The 18,382-nt window shown below is 34.4% G+C and carries 17 protein-coding genes; 15 read left to right on the forward strand and 2 right to left on the reverse strand.

Translation table 11 applies throughout. The features are described from left to right. Window positions 1-8 precede the first annotated feature (8 nt). A complete protein-coding gene (locus tag GGR42_RS09700; protein ID WP_167963301.1) occupies window positions 9-998 on the forward strand; it encodes a DUF4837 family protein in 990 nt (329 codons plus the stop codon). 69 nt (window positions 999-1,067) lie between these two features. Here the strand turns inward: GGR42_RS09700 and GGR42_RS09705 are convergent, their stop codons facing one another. Together GGR42_RS09705 and tatA are read right to left on the reverse strand one after the other, a co-directional pair. Beyond that, window positions 1,068-3,482: an OmpA family protein gene (locus tag GGR42_RS09705; RefSeq protein ID WP_245201425.1), complete on the reverse strand. Its 2,415-nt coding sequence runs from the start codon at window positions 3,480-3,482 to the stop codon at window positions 1,068-1,070. A gap of 214 nt (window positions 3,483-3,696) precedes the next feature. Next, window positions 3,697-3,885 (reverse strand): twin-arginine translocase TatA/TatE family subunit, encoded by a 189-nt coding sequence (gene tatA / locus GGR42_RS09710; RefSeq protein ID WP_167963303.1) that lies wholly within the window; start codon window positions 3,883-3,885, stop codon window positions 3,697-3,699. Between the two features lie 183 nt (window positions 3,886-4,068). Between tatA and GGR42_RS09715 the strand changes: the two genes are divergently transcribed. The 14 genes from GGR42_RS09715 to GGR42_RS09780 all read left to right on the forward strand — a co-directional run bounded on the left by GGR42_RS09715 (window position 4,069) and on the right by GGR42_RS09780 (window position 18,361). Further along, on the forward strand, window positions 4,069-4,938 hold the full coding sequence (locus tag GGR42_RS09715; protein ID WP_167963305.1) for a M23 family metallopeptidase: 870 nt from the start codon (window positions 4,069-4,071) through the stop codon (window positions 4,936-4,938). 6 nt (window positions 4,939-4,944) lie between these two features. Next, a complete protein-coding gene (locus GGR42_RS09720; RefSeq protein WP_167963307.1) occupies window positions 4,945-6,444 on the forward strand; it encodes a GH3 family domain-containing protein in 1,500 nt (499 codons plus the stop codon). Window positions 6,445-6,508: 64 nt separating this feature from the next. Next, on the forward strand, window positions 6,509-8,197 hold the full coding sequence (locus tag GGR42_RS09725) for a DUF6909 family protein (RefSeq protein ID WP_167963309.1): 1,689 nt from the start codon (window positions 6,509-6,511) through the stop codon (window positions 8,195-8,197). Continuing rightward, window positions 8,198-9,256, forward strand: a complete 1,059-nt coding sequence (locus tag GGR42_RS09730) for a hypothetical protein (RefSeq protein WP_167963311.1) — start codon at window positions 8,198-8,200, stop codon at window positions 9,254-9,256. 261 nt (window positions 9,257-9,517) lie between these two features. Next, window positions 9,518-9,787, forward strand: coding sequence for a hypothetical protein (locus GGR42_RS09735; RefSeq protein ID WP_167963313.1), 270 nt, complete (start codon window positions 9,518-9,520; stop codon window positions 9,785-9,787). Further along, on the forward strand, window positions 9,784-10,590 hold the full coding sequence (cysQ, locus tag GGR42_RS09740; protein WP_167963315.1) for a 3'(2'),5'-bisphosphate nucleotidase CysQ: 807 nt from the start codon (window positions 9,784-9,786) through the stop codon (window positions 10,588-10,590). Before GGR42_RS09735 ends, cysQ begins: the two co-directional genes overlap by 4 nt. A 2-nt stretch (window positions 10,591-10,592) precedes the next feature. Next, entirely contained in the window at window positions 10,593-11,021 is a 429-nt protein-coding gene (locus tag GGR42_RS09745) for a DUF2061 domain-containing protein (protein WP_167963317.1), read from the forward strand. Next, a complete protein-coding gene (gene cysC / locus GGR42_RS09750; RefSeq protein ID WP_167963319.1) occupies window positions 11,006-11,608 on the forward strand; it encodes an adenylyl-sulfate kinase in 603 nt (200 codons plus the stop codon). Before GGR42_RS09745 ends, cysC begins: the two co-directional genes overlap by 16 nt. Then, complete coding sequence (gene cysD, locus GGR42_RS09755; protein ID WP_167963321.1) at window positions 11,601-12,506, forward strand: sulfate adenylyltransferase subunit CysD; 906 nt, start codon at window positions 11,601-11,603, stop codon at window positions 12,504-12,506. Before cysC ends, cysD begins: the two co-directional genes overlap by 8 nt. 18 nt (window positions 12,507-12,524) lie before the next feature. Next, window positions 12,525-13,778, forward strand: coding sequence for a sulfate adenylyltransferase subunit CysN (cysN, locus tag GGR42_RS09760; RefSeq protein ID WP_167963323.1), 1,254 nt, complete (start codon window positions 12,525-12,527; stop codon window positions 13,776-13,778). 17 nt (window positions 13,779-13,795) lie between these two features. Continuing rightward, a complete protein-coding gene (locus tag GGR42_RS09765) occupies window positions 13,796-14,302 on the forward strand; it encodes a hypothetical protein (protein ID WP_167963325.1) in 507 nt (168 codons plus the stop codon). A gap of 131 nt (window positions 14,303-14,433) precedes the next feature. Beyond that, window positions 14,434-15,678: an O-antigen ligase family protein gene (locus tag GGR42_RS09770; RefSeq protein ID WP_167963327.1), complete on the forward strand. Its 1,245-nt coding sequence runs from the start codon at window positions 14,434-14,436 to the stop codon at window positions 15,676-15,678. Window positions 15,679-15,925: 247 nt separating this feature from the next. Continuing rightward, entirely contained in the window at window positions 15,926-17,278 is a 1,353-nt protein-coding gene (locus GGR42_RS09775; protein WP_167963329.1) for an exopolysaccharide biosynthesis polyprenyl glycosylphosphotransferase, read from the forward strand. Window positions 17,279-17,374: 96 nt separating this feature from the next. Next, a complete protein-coding gene (locus GGR42_RS09780) occupies window positions 17,375-18,361 on the forward strand; it encodes a UDP-glucuronic acid decarboxylase family protein (RefSeq protein ID WP_167963331.1) in 987 nt (328 codons plus the stop codon). Window positions 18,362-18,382: the final 21 nt, after the last annotated feature.

Here is an 18,382-nt window from a genome sequence, read left to right on the forward strand (position 1 = left end):
TTAGACCAATGAAAAGTTTAAGGACACTTCTAGTATTAGCAATTACAATTTCTTTCTTTCTCTCTTGTAAGAACAAAAATAAAACAGATTATAAACCCTCATCTATAGGTGGTATTAATACATTGACCGTGGTTATGGACAATGATCTATGGAATGGACCTGCAGGTGACAAGATAAGGGAACATTTTGCTGCACCACTTACAGGAATGATATGGGATGAACCCAAATTTTCAATCAACCAAATACCAAAAAGTGTGTTCAGTGGGGCAATAAGAAACTCTAGAAGCTTGATTTTTGCTGATATTGACACCGTAAGTATATCACACGTTAAAACAAATCTATACGCCAGACCTCAAAAAATAGGGGTTTTTAAGGGCAGAACTTTGGATGAATTAATTGCCAACATAGAGAACAAAGCAAATGATGCCATAGCGGGCTTTAAGGAGTTGGAAATAGAAGAAGCGCAAACACGCTTTAAAAGATCCGTTAGCAAGGAAAAAGTACTAGAAGAAAAGTTTGGGGTGTCCATGACAGTTCCATCAATATACAAAGTAGGTAAGCAGGAGGATAATTTTGTGTGGATGGACAGACAAATACCAAAAGGACATATGAATATTATTGTTTACTCAATGCCCGAAGATAGTTTTAACACAGATTCTACCTTTGTCAAGGATATTATTAAAATGAGGGATTCCATAGGCGAGAAATATGTTCCTGGACCCGATATGCCCGGAAAAGTAACATATATGATTACCGAGAAAGCTTTTGCCCCCGCTGTTTTTCCTGCTGAGATAGGAGGAAAAAAGGCAGCTGAGGTTAGAGGTATTTGGGAAGTTAAAAACGATTTCATGGCAGGGCCTTTTTTAACGTACATCATCAATGATGAAGCAAATAAGAGAAAGTTGGTAGTAGAAGGGTTTACCTTTGCTCCAGCAACGGAAAAAAGAGATTATATGTTTGAGCTGGAGGCCATTCTAAAAACGCTTAAAATAGGCTAAGAAACTATTGTAAAAACAAAAGAGCCTCCTTTTAAGGAGGCTCTTTTGTTTATGCTATATTCACAGGAATCACATTTTTACAATGATAAACTCTGAACGTCTGTTTTGTTTATGCTTCTCTCTACTGCAAGGCACCCCATCGTCGCACTCGTTTAGGAGACGTTCTTCTCCATATCCAATGGCACTTTCAATTCTATCTGACGATATGCCTTTTTGTATTAAGTAGTCCCTTGAGGATTTAGCCCTCTTGTCCGAGAGGTATTTATTATATGCGCTGTCACCGTAGGAATCTGTATGGGACTCAATTTTAATCACCATATCCTGGTGTTCGTTCATTACATCAACTAATTTATCAAGCTCTATGGCAGCATCTTTTCTAATATTGAACTTATCAAAATTAAAGAAAATCATATCTGTCTTAAGTTTTTTGATGCCTTCCTCCACTAGAATAAGTTCTTTTAATTTTCTTAATGTAAGATCTACATTTACGACTTCATTTTGTCTTGTACTTACATCAATTTCCTCATCATCATAACCTTCTTTTTTAGTGGCTATGGTATATTTAGTATTTCCATTAAGGTCCTCAAAAATAAAGCTGCCGTTATCTTCTACTATTATTTCCTTTAGTTTGATATTGTTTTCATCCAACAATGTCACCATGGCTTTTGGCATAACATCCCCAGTAATAAGCTCTGTAACAACACCCGCAATTGCATTTTCTTCAATCTCTTCAGGAATTAAACGTTTAAAGGAATAAATATCATCATCCCCTTTGCCACCAGCTCTGTTTGATGCAAAAAACCCTTTTTGGGTCTTTTCATCCACTATGTATGAGAAATCATCTTTAACTCCATTTACGGGAGCCCCAATGTTTTTTAATTCTTTAAAACCATTTTCTTTATCCAGTGTTACTTCAAAAATATCTAAACCACCTAACCCAGGATGGCCATTGGAAGAAAAATAAAGCTTCTCATTATTGATGAATGGAAACATCTCTCTTCTTTCTGTATTTACCTTAGGCCCAAGATTTTTGGGTTCGGAAAACAGCCCATCCTCCAACACATCAACCACAAAAATATCTGTCATGCCTATGCTTCCGGGCATATCGGAAACAAAATAAAGCTTTTTTCCATCTGGGCTTAGAGCGGGATGGCCTGTAGAATATTCATCACTGTTGAATGGTACTTCAACGGCCTCTAACCATTCCCCATTCAACTTTTTTGACATGTATATTTTAAGGTTGTTGACCCCCTTTTTGTCTCTTTTCAGCTTCTTTTTATAATTGTTTCTGGTAAAATACATGGTTTTGTTATCGGGGGAAAAGGTAACAGAAGCCTCATGATACTTTGTATTTATTTTTCTTGAAAACTTAATTGCATTTCTAAGTTCGTAAGATTCTTTATTAAGTTTTGCAGTATAAAGGTCTAAATAGGGCTGCTGGTTTTGCTTATATAAATTAGTACTATAAACAGAACTATCTTTAGAAGAAGTAAAAACAACTTCATCTTCATTATAAAACATTGGTGAAAACTCAGCGTATCTAGAGTTTATGGCCAAATTTTTTATTTCATACAAATCAGCTTGGTTCATGATGTTGTCTAAAACCACTACTCGCTCTTTTTTGCTCACACCTCTTTTGGTTTTACCATTTGTTTTTGGCATTTTATCGTAGAGTTTCATCAATCTTTTGGCTCTACCATATTTACCAGCACCTTTTAGTGTATGGGCATATTTAAAAATAACATCTGCGGAAAGACTGTCTTCATATTTTTCAAAAAGTATATTGTACCAATAGTAGGCTCTTTCCATATTGGTATTAAAATAGTGGGCATCACCAGCTTTTTTAAGAATATCTATGGTTTGGAATTCTTTGTTACCGTACAAGGCTTGTTCATAGAGTTCTGCTGCCTCTTCATACCACATTTTATTAAAATAGTCGTCTGCTCTTTTAATTAATTTATTGTTTGGGGATTTTTCTTTCGTCTGAAAATAAGAATTGTCATTTTCAACAATCATTACCCATAGATTTTTGTGGTATGTGCCATTTAGCTTTGTCTCACAAGCTTTATATGCATCATCCCAATTTATATGGCGGTCTATATATAAATAATGGAGATTGTTGTTGGAGTTAAAGAGATACTTCGCATCAATGCCTTTTTTTCGAAGTGATTTCACCTCTTTTTTAAGGTAAGCTTTATTTTTATAAACGTTGGAAATGATATAATAACCATTCTCAACATTGTCCAAGTTTGTAAATGTTCTGCTTTTTATGCTTTCTTTTTTGTCACCAAATGGAATAGTTTTCGTTTCAACGGGACCTAATTTATTGTGAGCACCCGCAAACAGACAAAATGAGAATAAAAAAATAAAGACCTTAATAGGTATTTTCATGCGTTTTATATTTATAAAAACACCACTATCATCATCAATTTGGGTTTCTTTTAGATATGCACAGCACATAGTCGTGCCAATTTCAATTTTCAAATTTAGAGGCTCTTGTCTAGGAATTGTAGTTTTTGTTGTGAAAGTCTTGTTTTGTGTCGTAAACTAGGAAAATATGTAGTTTATCGATAAGGCTATATATACGTTGACAATAGAAGAAGGGTGTTTTTGGGAAGTTTTAAAGAAAACAAATAAAACAAAAAGCCCATCACTTAAAAATGATGGGCTTTTTATTATTCAAAAAAATATGAAATTATTAATCTTCTTTTTTTTCTTCAAGTTTTTCTTCTTCCTTAGAAGCATCCTTGAATTCTTTGATTCCGCTTCCTAGACCTCTCATTAGCTCTGGAATTTTTTTGCCGCCAAACAACAATAATATAACCATAACGATAATCGCTATTTGCCATGGGCCTATCATTCCTAAAAAAATATGTGATGATATCATAATAATCAGATTTTAACTAATAACAAATGTAACAAATAAAGGTGTAAGAATATAGTTAATATTAATGTTACACAATATTTTTAATTGCAAGATACCCTATTTGGTTTTCCAATACAGTTAAGGATTATATAAATTAGTAATCACTTTCGCTAAAATTCAATAGTAACCTTATATTTGTGTTCTATGGCCAAAAAAGAAAAAAAGGGGACAGAAATCAAGAAAAAGCTCTTGCACAAGTACCGTTTGGTGATTCTTAACGAGAGCACTTTTGAAGAAAAAATCTCCTTTAAGTTAAGCCGACTCAATGTTTTTGTCACAGGAACTTTACTAATGATTGTTTTAATAGGCCTAACCACACTATTGATTGCTTTCACTCCCTTAAGAGAGTATATTCCGGGGTATTCTTCTACACAATTAAAGAGACAGGCTACGGAGCTAACTTATAAAACAGATTCTTTGGTCAACGTTTTAAATTATACCAATAGGTACTTAGACAATGTTAGAATGGTTTTAAGGGGAGATGTGGCCAATAATGAAATTAATAGAGATTCTCTTTTTGAACAATTTAAAATAGACCCATCCACAGTTAATTTAACCCCAATTAAGGAAGATTCCTTATTGAGGGCCCAAGTAGCTTTAGAGGATAAATATAATTTGTTTGAAAGAGATGTAAACGATGTACACATTGTTCTGTTCCCGCCAGTCTCAGGAATACTTTCTCAAGGATATGATCCAGAAAAAAAGCATTATGCCGTGGATATAGTTACACAAAAGGATGCGCCGGTAAAAGCAACTGCCAGTGGAACAGTTATTTTTGCAGAATGGACCACAGAAACGGGTTACGTCATAATTTTAGAACACGCAGAGGGATTGTTATCCGTATATAAGCATAATGGCTCGTTAAACAAGGCCCAAGGTGATTTGGTCAGGGCAGGAGAAGTTATAGCTGTGGTAGGCAACACTGGCGAACTTACAACAGGGCCCCATTTACACTTTGAACTGTGGAGTAGAGGAAATCCTGAAAACCCAACGGATTATATCGATTTTAAATAACTGGATATGTCCTTAAAGTCGCTCGCAGCAAAACAGTTTGCAAAAAAAATTGCAAGGAAAACCTCCAAATGGGTGGACAGTCCCATAGAAACCCAGGAAAAGGTATTCATGGAACTTATTAATTCCGGCAAGGATACCTTGTTTGGGTCCGACCATCAATTTTCAAGAATTACAACCCACTTAGATTTTATAAAACATGTTCCGATAAGGGATTATGAGGAATTAAAAAATTACGTGGAAAAAGTGGTGGCAGGAGAGGAGAACATTTTATGGCCAGGAAAGCCGATTTATTTTGCGAAAACTTCAGGAACTACATCTGGGGCAAAATATATTCCAATAACCAAGAAGTCTATCAAAAATCAGGTTGAAGCCTCCAGAAATGCCATTCTAAATTATATTCACGAAACTGGAAATTCTGATTTTGTTGATGGGAAAATGATTTTTTTGCAAGGCAGTCCAGAGCTTACAGAAAAGAACGGTGTGAAACTAGGAAGGCTATCGGGTATTTCGGCGCATTATGTGCCAAAATATCTTCAAAAAAACAGATTGCCCAGCTGGGAAACTAATTGTATTGAAGATTGGGAAACCAAAGTGGATTCTATAGTTGAAGAAACCAAAAATCAAGACATGACCGTTATTGCAGGGATTCCTTCTTGGGTGCAAATGTATTTTGAAAAGCTGAATGTTAAGACCAATAAAAAAGTAGGCGAACTTTTTAAGAGCTTTACATTATTTATTTACGGAGGGGTCAACTATGAGCCCTATAGGTCCAAATTTGAAAACCTTATTGGAAGAAAAGTGGATAGTATAGAGCTTTTTCCGGCAAGTGAGGGTTTTTTTGCATATCAGAATTCCCAAGAGGAAAAGGGGATGCTCTTGTTGTTAAACTCAGGAATCTTCTATGAATTTGTAAAGGTAGATGAGTTCTTTAATGAAAACCCCAAGAGAATCACTATTAAGGATGTGGAGCTAGGAGTAAATTATGTGATGATAATCTCTACTAATGCGGGGCTATGGGCGTACAATTTAGGAGATACCGTTCAGTTTATTTCTTTAAAGCCCTTTAAAATAATAGTTTCGGGCAGGATAAAGCATTTTATTTCTGCCTTTGGGGAACATGTCATTGCAAAAGAAGTGGAGGAAGCTATGCGACAAGCGATTGAAGCAACAGATGCAAGGGTAAATGAATTTACAGTCGCGCCTCAAATCAATCCAAAAGAGAATGAACTGCCCTATCATGAATGGCTAATTGAGTTTGAAAAAAAACCATCGGAAATGAAAAAGTTCATTGAGGTTTTAGACAAATCACTTCAAGAGCAGAATAGTTATTATTTTGATTTGATTGATGGAAAAATTCTTCAAACTTTAAAAATTACCCATATCAAAGTAGGAGGTTTTATAGAGTATATGAAGTCTATGGGAAAATTGGGAGGACAAAACAAAGTTCAACGTTTATCCAATGATCGAAAAGTTGCCGACGCTTTGATGCTTCAAAAAGAATCTTAAACGTAGGATATTTTATCCAATAACTTGGTAAGAAAAATATTAGATGTAATTTTACCGAGAAAATATGAGCAAAATAAAGAACACTACCCGAGCTCAAGAATCAACAAATGCAATTGAGCGTTTGTACATTACTATGAGGCACTTGTTTAACCGTGGGTTTTACAAACCATCTGGTGTTTCAGGTGAAGCCTTAAGAAATGCATTGTTACTTTTGCGCCCAGAGATTTATGGGACTGTTGCCGAAGAAAAAGCCGAACTTAATGGCCTTATCTATGTTCTTGAACGCCTACCAGAAGGAATAGAGGAGTGTAGATTTATAAATCTAACTTCTGATGAAGGATATAAAAAATCACATCTTAAACCTATCGTACCTGCTAAGAGAAGGAGAAATTGTTATCGAATAGATGATGAGCAAATGAATATTGAAATTACAAGGGGGCGCTCAGATATTTATGACATTCTTACCCACCTTACCTTCCTCTTTATAGAATCAAAAAAGATTTGTGATAGGGTATTGATAGAAGATACGGATAAAACCATACGGGATTGGCAAAAACTTGAAGAAGCTATAACAAAAGGAAAGCTTAGCCAAGACCAAAGAGAGGTTGCGTTGATACATACTGCAAATATTTTGGGCAGGTCTTTCGAGGAAACACTAGACATTTATGGTAAGCTTTCTTCTAAAGAAAATCCAGAAAGATTCCTAAAAATTGTCTATTGGTTGGGGAAACTTGCCGTTGAAGAGGAGACTACTGGTGAAAAAAGAACCATTGCCTTTAGCGCGCTGTTGAGGGAGCGTTTGGGACATCATATCCATGGGGAAAGATGGGCGAATAAAATAAAAGAAACCCTTGTTAAATATGATTTGTTAGAAAGACCTATTCACATTATAAGCGCAAATATGCATAGTGTAATGAATAGTTTATTTGCAAAAAGAGCGCTATCAAAAGAGTTCCCAAATACGGATTCCTTAGAAATTTATGAAACTCTTAGTAACTCTGAAAATGTTGTTTTAAGAACCAAAGTAGAAGAAATTGCCACAAAAAATGGAATGATTTCCATAAATGACACTTCTGGAACTAATATAGACGTGCAGATTTTTGATATGGCTAAACTGGGAAAGGATACCTGCTGTTATGAAATTGACAAGGAAATACCAAATGACAAAAAACCTGTTATCTTTGTAATGGACTATGCTTTTGGGGAACAGGCTTATGAGACCATAGATGAGTTTTTAAAGCCATATTTTGTTAAAAAGAGCCCGAAGAGGTTTTTAAATATAAACTCTATTTCCATTATGGGAAAAGCTGGTATTTTGGAAGGGGGAAAAGGAGATCTTATGATTCCTTCTGCACATATTTTTGAGGGAACGGCGGATAACTACCCTTTTGAAAATGCATTGTGCGCGGAAGATTTTAAAGGATATGGATTAAATGTATATGAAGGAGCCATGGTAACTGTTTTAGGAACATCTCTCCAGAACAAGGATATTTTAAAGTTTTTTCATGATTCCACATGGAATGTGATTGGTCTGGAAATGGAGGGAGTGCATTATCAAAAAGCGATACAGTCGGCGTCAAAAATAAGAAAAAGCATTAGGGAGGATATAACAATTAGATATGCCTACTATGCATCGGATAACCCTTTGGAAACGGGAAGTACTTTAGCATCGGGAGGTTTAGGCGCAACAGGCGTAAAACCCACCTATTTAATTACAGATAAGATTTTAACTCAGATATTCAATACTAAATAAATGGCAAAACAAGTTCAACCAAACACACCACAAACCTCTGATGAAATAGACTTAGGGCAGTTATTTCAACTTATAGGTAATGGCTTTAAAAAGTTTTTCAATTTTATAGGAAGTATCTTTAAAGGCATATTTCATATAATAATTCTTTTTCTTCTATTTATTCAAAAACACTTTATAAAGTTTGCCATAGCAGGACTGCTAGGTCTTATTTTAGGGATTTATTTGGACATGAATAAAGAACCGAAGTATTTATCCACTATGGTGGTAGAGCCAAATTTTAATAGTGTACAGCAACTATATAATAACATTCATTTTTATAATGAATTAGCTGAGGCGGAAGACTCTGTTACTTTGGCAGAAGCTTTAAATATATCTATTAAGGAAGCTGCGTTTATTAATGAGTTTGAGGTTGAATCCTATTCTGATGAAAACCAAAAGGTGCAGCTTTTTGATAGGTTTGTAAAGAGTTTGGATACAACCACACAAAAGGTAATAGACATTGAAAATTATTTAAAAAATTTTAATTCTTTAGATGCTCGTTTTCATACAATCTCTGTTAAAGCAACAAACAATGCTGTTGCAAAAAAAATTCAATCTTCTATAATAAATTCTATTTCGAGAAACGAATATTTTCAATTGCAACAAAGTATAAATGATAAAAATATATCCTTGCAAGACAGTTTATATAAAAAACAATTGGTCGAAATAGACTCACTACAGGGCTTATATAAACGGGTCATGGAAAAAGAGGCAGAAAAGCCTGCGCAAGGAACAAATATTAGTCTTGGTGAGAGTGGAAATCAAGACAATAGGGAATTGGCATTAATTAATCAGATGGACAAATTAAAACAAAGCCTTGTTTTATTAAATGAGGAAAGAGCCAACAAATCTAGCATACTTAATGTAATATCAGATTTTCCTAGAAGAGGAGTAGAGTTAAAGGGCATTTGGAATAGTTATAAGTTTTGGGCGCCTGTGGGCTTTATGGGACTGCTATTTTTAATATTAGGCCTTGTGTCATTAAATAGTTATTTAATAAAATATAAGAAAAATTCATAATTAACAGCATTCTCAAATTTACTTTTTTATCTTGACTTGTTGTCAATAACTTTAAACTTCTTTGAATTACTTCCAAGAAACCTATTTAATTAATATTGATAAATTACCTATACCAGAAACATTGAATATTTGTAGAAGGTTGAGAGAAATTTTCAGGATGCTTTTGTTCAAGTTTATGTTTGCCATTGGTCAATATGCTTTATGAATTATGTAATATAGGTGTAGTTCAATTCGCTATAGAATGGCATATTTATAATTCTATTGAAATTGATCTATAAAAGCCAAATAGAAAAAGCTGATATTCTTAGGACTATTAGTAATTATGGAAAGCCCAACTTAAAATTTATTGTTGAGGAAAATCAAAAAGATAACAATTGTCGCTTTAATTATGGAAAATTTGTTGGTTGGTTTGGTTTTGCCGAAAAAACAGTGAAGGATAACGGTTTCAACAAAATAAAGATTGTTAAGGATAATAATTATAGTAGTTTTGTTAAAAGACCATTACAAAGCGTTTTTAAGAAATTAGCATGAAAAAATCGGATTCATTTTTAATTGCCATTAAGGCCTCCATAGAGGCTGGGAAAAGCATCATGGAATTATATGAACAAGGAAAAGTCAAAATAGAAAGTAAAGAAGACAACTCTCCTTTAACAGCTGCTGATACGGCATCCAATAATGTTATAATTGAGGAATTAAAGGGAACCAATATTCCAATTATTAGTGAAGAAAACAAACAAATTAGTTATATAGACAGAAAGGATTGGCCTTTTTGTTGGATTGTAGACCCATTGGATGGAACAAAAGAGTTTATTAAAAGAAACGGAGAATTTACGGTTAACATTGCTCTAGTTCAAAAAGGCGTCCCAATACTTGGGGTTATATATGTCCCGGTGACCAGAGAACTTTATTATTCTGATGTCAAACAAGAAAAAGCATATAAAACCGTTTTGAACAAAGAGCATATATTGACCAGAGAACTATTTGATGAAAAAGACAGAATCATACCGACTATTAGCAAAAAAAATGACTTAATAAAAGTTGTTGGAAGTAGGTCTCATATGAATCAGGATACAGAAGATTTTATAAAAAATCTTAGGATGGATTTTAATGAAGTAGAAATTGTTTCTAAAGGTAGTTCTCTGAAGTTTTGTCTTATTGCCGAAGGCAGGGCCGATGTGTATCCAAGGTTTGCGCCTACCATGGAATGGGATACCGCGGCGGGACACGCTATATGCAGCGCAGTAGGGTTAAAAGTCATATCTAAAAGGACCAATTCAGAATTAAAATACAACAAGGATAGCTTGTTAAATGATTATTTCGTGGTAAGAAAATAGAAGTGGGAAACGGGTCATATAAAAGACATATAGCGAAAACCATTACCTGGCGGTTAGTAGGAACCTTGGATACAATATTTTTGTCCTGGCTTATTACCGGAAACCCATTAACAGGGTTGAAAATAGGGTTTTCTGAAATGGCCACAAAAATGATTTTGTATTATGCCCATGAAAGGGCTTGGTTTAGAATAAAATTACCTGATAGTCAAAAAAGGCATTTAATAAAGACGATTACTTGGCGCGTTGTAGGAACGATTGACACCATACTTTTGTCATGGTTTATATCAGGCAATCCATTAACTGGATTAAAGATTGGTTTTGCGGAAGTGTTGACAAAAATGATACTTTATTATTTCCACGAGAGACTTTGGTATAGAATAAATTTTGGTTTGGATAAAAGAAATAGAGCAAAAAAATGGAAAAGAACATAACATCCCATAGCTTTGTCATAAACAGAAAGGCAAGAAGAATGGCTAATGGCCACAATTCTTTTCTTATTTTTTTTACTGGACTTTCAGGATCAGGGAAATCAACTATAGCAAATGCTTTGGAAGAAAAGCTTTATAGAAGTAATGTTAAAACATATATTCTTGATGGGGATAATATTCGCCTAGGAATAAATAGAGGCCTTACCTTTAGTCCAGAGGACAGGTCAGAGAATAATCGTAGAATTGGGGAGATCTCCAAATTGTTTATTGATGCAGGAATGTTGGTTTTAGCCGCATTTGTGGCACCTTACAAGAAGGACCGTGAATTGATAAAAACTACAGTAGGAAAAGATAATTATATTGAGGTTTTTGTAAACACAAGTATAGAGGAGTGTGAAAGGCGTGATGTGAAAGGATTATACAAAAAAGCGAGATTAGGAGAAATTAAAAATATGACAGGTGTTTCTGCGCCATACGAATCACCCATAAATCCAGATGTTGAGGTGACACACCATGATACTGTGAAAGAATCAGTTGAAATGATATATGAAAAAATCAAGTTAAAACTAGAAATTATAAATAATGAGTAAATATTATTTAAACTACTTAGATGAATTGGAATCGGAGGCCATCTTCATTTTGCGGGAAGTATGGGCACAATTTCAAAACCCTGTGATTTTATTCTCGGGAGGTAAAGATTCAATACTGGTCACACATTTAGCCAAGAAAGCATTTTATCCGTCAAAAATTCCGTTTCCCCTAATGCATGTAGATACGGGACATAACTTTCCTGAAACAATTAAATTCAGAGATGATATTATTAGAGAATTGGGAGTTGAACTTATTGTTGGATCTGTACAAGAGTCAATAGATCAAGGTAGGGTTGCTGAAGAAAGGGGTAAAAACGCAACCCGAAACGCACTACAAATAACAACTCTTTTGGATGCTATTGAAACAAATAAAATAGATTGTGCTATTGGAGGAGGAAGAAGGGATGAAGAAAAAGCAAGGGCGAAAGAAAGGTTTTTTTCTCACCGAGATGATTTTGGGCAATGGGATCCAAAAAACCAGAGACCGGAGCTATGGAATATATTTAACGGCAAACATTTTCAAGGAGAACATTTTAGGGCTTTTCCAATTAGTAATTGGACAGAAATGGATGTTTGGAATTATATAAAAAGAGAAAATATTTCTATCCCATCTTTATATTTTGCCCATGAACGAGAAGTGGTGTGGAGACAAGATTCATGGATACCCAATTCAGAATTTTTAATACTAGAAGACCATGAAGAAATTGTAATGAAGAGAATACGTTTTAGAACATTGGGGGATATTACGATTACTGGTGGTATTGAATCTGATGCTGACACATTGGAGAAAATCGCCCAAGAAGTTTCGGGAATGAGAAAGACTGAAAGAGGAAATAGAAGTGATGACAAACGATCTGAATCCGCCATGGAAGACCGTAAACGACAGGGTTATTTTTAATTACAAATTATAAGCATTATGTTAGATAACAACCAATTATTACGATTTACTACGGCAGGAAGTGTAGACGATGGAAAAAGCACCTTAATAGGAAGATTATTATATGATTCAAAATCCATTTTTGAGGACCAATTACAGTCAATAGAAAACACTAGTAAGAAAAAGGGGCATGAAGGTGTAGACTTAGCACTTTTTACAGATGGACTTAGGGACGAAAGGGAACAAGGAATTACAATTGATGTTGCTTATAGATATTTTACAACACCAAAGAGAAAATTCATAATTGCCGATACTCCTGGACATATACAGTATACCAGAAACATGGTTACTGGGGCATCAACGGCAAATGTTGCGACCATCTTAATTGATGCACGTCACGGGGTTATTGAACAGACAAAAAGACATGCATTTATCGCTTCGCTATTGCAGATTCCACATGTGATTGTTTGTATAAATAAAATGGACCTAGTAGATTTTTCGGAAGATGTTTATAACGAGATTGTTTCGCAGTTTGAGGAGATTTCTTCTAAAATGCTGGTAAAAGATGTACGATTTATTCCTATGAGTGCATTGCTTGGGGATAATGTGGTACATAAATCAGAAAATATGCCATGGTTCCAAGGAGCCCCAATGCTACATACCTTAGAAACCATGCATATTAGTAGCGACACAAACAAGGTAGATGCCCGCTTCCCAGTACAAACAGTTTTAAGGCCTCAACGAGAAGGATATATAGACTACAGAGGTTATGCCGGACGAATGGCAAGTGGTGTACTGAGAAAAGGAGATGAAATAACAGTAATGCCTTCTGGCTTCACCTCTAAAATTAGGACTATTGGCACTTATGATGGCGAAATTGAAGAAGCTTTTGCGCCAATGTCGGTCTCTATTACACTTGAGGATGATATAGATATAAGCAGGGGGGATATGATTGTAAGGTCAAATAATAAACCAGAAGCATTGCAGGATATTGAGGTTATGTTATGCTGGTTAAACAATAGGGCAGCCCAACCTAGGACAAAATACACTATTAAGCATACCTCAAATGAACAGAAGGCCATGATTAAGGAGGTAGTGTATAAAATAGACATCAACTCTTTAGATCGAAATAAAGAGGACAAAGATTTACAGATGAACGATATTTCTAAAGTAAAAATCAGAACTACAAAACCTTTAATGGTAGATTCTTATAGGGAAAATAGAACTACGGGCAGTATTATTCTAGTTGATGACACTTCAAACGAAACTGTTGCTGCAGGAATGGTGGTTTAAAATAACACATACCTCTTTTGGATAGGATTGAAAAAATTAAATTTGAAATCAAGGTTTATCGATGCTTCTTTTCTTTTATATTAATCATACTGGTTGGGTGCAAAAGGGAGAGCAAAATATATAAAATTGATAAGCGAAGCAATTTGGGAATAAGTCTTATTGAGCACCCATATGTTTTTGAGGGAGAAGACTATGAAGTCAATTCATTTTTCGTTCATAAAGACTTAAATACAAACGAATATGTTTTAAACCTAAGCCTTATGGGAAATGTATCTCAATTTTCTAAAAACCATCGAGCATTTATTCATGGGTTTAAAAATTGGTCAGATAGTGATAAGAAAATTAACCTTGTTATGAATAACCCTAAAACTAAAGGTGATTCAGTGGTATTTTGTAAGACCTTAACCTTGAAAAAGGACAGTTTGTTTGAAAGAATGAATTTTGGAGTTGAGGATAAGATAACTAAACAAAGAATATTTGTTCTAACGCTCAAAAATGTAGATTTACATGAATTTATTCATTGATAACACCTTATTTTGACATTTACTTAATTCTAAATGTCAAAATAAGTTTTAAGATTATGTGCAAATATTTCAAGTCCTTTCGTAGGGTCTTCTTTATTTTTTAAGGAGAATCTAACTAACTCGTGTACAAGATGATTACTTCTAAAGTCAAGAGTTGTATAAATTGGGAAAATTTAATTACTCTTTTTGCCATTACTATCCCTCTTGGTAGAGGTTTGTTCAATTCCGCATTCATTCTATTAATCGGTTATTGGATTTATAGGGTTTATAAAGGAGGGATTGTTTTTGGTAAAAGCGAAATCATTTTTTTGATTATAGTAAGCTCTTATTACCTCTATTCGATAGTAAGTTTATTATATACGGATAATATCGAATATGGATTAGACAAGATATATTCCCAATCCTATATACTGCTTTTTCCCTTATTTTTTTTATCCTTTAAGAAAGAAATGGGAGAAAAAACCTATTTGAAAGCATTTAAAGGTTTTTTGCTCTCCTTAACTTTAGTAAGCGTTCTTTCTATCGGCAAACAGTTATATGGGGTTTTATTGGGTAAGTATGGTTTGGAAGCTTTAACACAAAACAACATATCTACCTCGGTTGTAGACAATTATTTTTTAGGCCTTTCTTTACTAATTTCTTTTTGCGTAATTACTTATACCTACATCAAACTATTTAAACCCCATATTAAATTGTTTGGACTAAATGCTTTGGAGACAATAGTTATTTCCATTTTGACCATTACTTTGGTATTGCTCAATAGCAGAAACCTTATTTTTCTATCAGCTTTTAGTATTTGTGTGCTATTCTTTGCAAAATCGGTTCTGATAAAAAGGCCGTTCTTTTTTATCAAAATATTTTTTGCAATGACAGCGGCAATATGCATAAACTATTGGGCTAACCCTTACTTTGGGGGAAAAATGAAAGAGGTGGTAAATTATAGCCAAGAAAACAGTAAAGATAAATATTGGGGAGGAATGAGACAGTCTATATGGGATTGCACTGTAAAGGTTATTAAAACGGATCCTGTTATAGGTGTCGGCGTTGGAGACCAAAAAGATCAACTTGAATTATGCTACAAGGTATATATGCATAATCGACTACTGGTCACGGACAATAATTTTAATGCCCATAATATATTCTTACAGGTTTTTCTGGAAATAGGAATCTTAGGGGTTATGATGTTTCTTCTTTCCTTTGCCTACATGATTAGGGCTGCAATTTTATCAAATAACATGTATTATGTAATATTTGTGGGAGTATTTATTTTAGCAGGCTTAACTGAGTCCTATTTTGAGAGAAATTTGACGATGGTTTTTTTTTCCTTCTATGGCTGTTTGTCTTTTTTTTCAAAAAGTAATTTAGGTCGGCCATGAAGATGGTATAAAAACAATAAAGGTTTATGATAGATTTAATTGCCCATTGGCTACATTTGCAAGTAAAACCCCCTATTTGATTGGAATTAGGGTAAACAAATAATGGCGGTTATTACTTAAAAATGAAATATAATAATTAGCCTTGATTTAAATGTTATCTGAAAACAAAGTGTCTAAAGTTTTTTGGATATAAAAAAATTTGGTTTTTAGAATTGATGACCTGTAAACCTTAATAGAAACACTCAAAATGCCTTTTAACAGAAGACGACCATATTCAAATCTGATTACACCTGTTTCATATATTATTGATTTGGCAATAATTAATGTTTTTGCATATTTATGGCCAATGCATCTTTATGAGCGATTACTTTTCCATTCATATGTTACTTTGGCATGGGTGATTCTTTCCATAAAAAGTGGGTTTTACGAAATGTACAGGTATACCAAAGCCCCTGTTATCCTGAAAAAATTAGCAACCCAATTCTTTTTTTTCTTTTTGATTTTGTATGCTTTTATAGGGCTTTTTAAACAGCCCAACATAAGTAGATTAAATCTTGGCCTTTTTTTCTTGTCAGTTTTTGTTTTGGTGTTCATATTTAAGTTTCTCAACTATTATTTTTTAATGACTTATAGGGCCAAAATAAAAGGAAATTTGAGATATGTAGTAGTCCTAGGGAGCAACAACAAAACAAATCAACTTATAAACATGTTTGAAAAACATGGAGAATATGGCTATAGAGTGGTCAAACAATTTTCCCCTAAGGATGATAAATTTGAGTTTACGGATTTTTTTAAATATGTTGAGAAGCAAAACATTGACGAAATATATAGTTCAGTAAAGGAATTACAAAACAAAGAGATTGTAAAACTTATTAGCTATGCTGATAATAACCTAATACAGCTCAAGTTTATTCCTGACAACAAGGAAATTTTCACCAAAGACTTGAAATTGGATTATTATGAGTATTTACCTATTTTATCTCTTCGTGATATACCCTTAGATGATCCATTCAATAGGTTTGCCAAACGAGTTTTCGACTTGATGTTCTCCTCTCTAATAATTGTATTTCTTTTATCATGGCTTATGCCAATTATTGGACTACTGATAAAGCTTGACTCCAAAGGTCCTATTTACTTCAAACAAAATAGACCAGGGTTTAAGGAGGAGGGGTTCGGCTGTTATAAATTCAGGACAATGGCAATTAATGATGACACCGAAATGTCAGCTACTAGAAATGACCCTAGAGTTACCAAAATAGGAGCCTTTTTAAGAAGGACAAGTATGGATGAGTTCCCACAATTTATTAATGTTTTATTTGGACAAATGTCAGTGGTTGGCCCACGTCCACATTTATGGAGGCAAAATCAAGAATATAACACCACCATTCAAAAGTATATGCTAAGACATTATGTAAAACCAGGAATAACAGGTTTGGCACAAGCGAAAGGTTGTAGGGGAGAGATTGTCAAAAATGAAGACATTGTAAATAGGACACGATATGATTTTTTTTACGTTGAAAACTGGTCCTTGCTACTGGATATTAAAATAATTTGGCAGACAGTATTGAATGTTATCAAAGGCGAGGAAAAAGCCTATTGAATCGATAATTTGCTAATGATTAACAAAAAAGTTTCTTTAAAGCGATTGAATAAGTTAAGTTTGCATGTACACTCAACGCGATTAATATAACATTAGATGAAGCGAATTTTAATTACTGGAGCAGCGGGTTTTATTGGTTCCCATCTTTGTGACAGATTTATTGCCGAAGGCCATGAGGTCATTGCAATGGATAACCTGATTACTGGAGACCTTAAAAATATCAAGCATCTTTTTCCTTTGGAACGATTTACTTTCTATAATCATGATGTCACCAACTTTGTATATGTTCCAGGAAAGTTAGATTATATTCTTCATTTTGCTTCGCCAGCCAGCCCAATAGACTACCTTAAAATTCCCATACAAACACTTAAAGTGGGTGCTTTGGGAACGCATAACTTATTGGGTCTGGCGAAGGAGAAGAAAGCACGTTTCATGATTGCTTCAACTTCTGAGATTTATGGAGATCCATTGGTTCATCCACAAACAGAAGAGTACTACGGTAACGTAAATACTATTGGCCCCAGAGGTGTTTATGATGAGGCAAAGCGTTTCCAAGAATCCATCACCATGGCATACCACCGTTTCCATGGATTAGACACTCGAATTGTTCGAATTTTCAACACCTACGGCCCTAGAATGAGACTTAACGATGGTCGTGTGATACCCGCCTTCATGGGGCAAGCACTTCGTGGTGAAGACTTGACTGTTTTTGGAGATGGGTCCCAAACCCGTTCATTCTGCTATGTGGATGATGAAATTGAAGGTATATACCGCTTGTTGATGAGTGATTATACACACCCAGTGAATATTGGTAACCCGAATGAAATCACGATTAAGGATTTTGCTGAGGAAATCATTAAACTTACAGGAACGGATCAAAAGATTATCTACAAACCCCTACCTAAAGATGATCCCATGCAACGTCAGCCCGATATTACCAAGGCAAAAGAAATTTTGGGATGGGAACCAAAGGTTGGGCGTGAAGAAGGCATGCGAAAAACCTTTGAATTTTTCAAGGGATTGTCCACAGAAGAATTGGAAAAAACAGAACACCGAGATTTTACAGCCCATAACAAAAAGTAAACATTGTACTTTCGAAGAAGA

The sequence above is a fragment of the Saonia flava genome (genome assembly GCF_011927795.1).
In the GTDB taxonomy this organism is placed as follows: domain Bacteria; phylum Bacteroidota; class Bacteroidia; order Flavobacteriales; family Flavobacteriaceae; genus Saonia; species Saonia flava.

Excerpts from the sequence above, each read along its gene's own strand:
- GGR42_RS09770 (WP_167963327.1), top strand. The coding sequence starts at position 14,434 with ATGATTACTTCTAAAGTCAAGAGTTGTATAAATTGGGAAAATTTAATT.
- GGR42_RS09780 (WP_167963331.1), top strand. The coding sequence starts at position 17,375 with ATGAAGCGAATTTTAATTACTGGAGCAGCGGGTTTTATTGGTTCCCAT.
- GGR42_RS09720 (WP_167963307.1), top strand. The coding sequence starts at position 4,945 with ATGTCCTTAAAGTCGCTCGCAGCAAAACAGTTTGCAAAAAAAATTGCA.
- GGR42_RS09715 (WP_167963305.1), top strand. The coding sequence starts at position 4,069 with ATGGCCAAAAAAGAAAAAAAGGGGACAGAAATCAAGAAAAAGCTCTTG.
- cysC (WP_167963319.1), top strand. The coding sequence starts at position 11,006 with ATGGAAAAGAACATAACATCCCATAGCTTTGTCATAAACAGAAAGGCA.
- cysN (WP_167963323.1), top strand. The coding sequence starts at position 12,525 with ATGTTAGATAACAACCAATTATTACGATTTACTACGGCAGGAAGTGTA.
- cysD (WP_167963321.1), top strand. The coding sequence starts at position 11,601 with ATGAGTAAATATTATTTAAACTACTTAGATGAATTGGAATCGGAGGCC.
- GGR42_RS09775 (WP_167963329.1), top strand. The coding sequence starts at position 15,926 with ATGCCTTTTAACAGAAGACGACCATATTCAAATCTGATTACACCTGTT.
- GGR42_RS09700 (WP_167963301.1), top strand. The coding sequence starts at position 9 with ATGAAAAGTTTAAGGACACTTCTAGTATTAGCAATTACAATTTCTTTC.
- GGR42_RS09730 (WP_167963311.1), top strand. The coding sequence starts at position 8,198 with ATGGCAAAACAAGTTCAACCAAACACACCACAAACCTCTGATGAAATA.
- GGR42_RS09725 (WP_167963309.1), top strand. The coding sequence starts at position 6,509 with ATGAGCAAAATAAAGAACACTACCCGAGCTCAAGAATCAACAAATGCA.
- cysQ (WP_167963315.1), top strand. The coding sequence starts at position 9,784 with ATGAAAAAATCGGATTCATTTTTAATTGCCATTAAGGCCTCCATAGAG.
- tatA (WP_167963303.1), bottom strand. The coding sequence starts at position 3,885 with ATGATATCATCACATATTTTTTTAGGAATGATAGGCCCATGGCAAATA.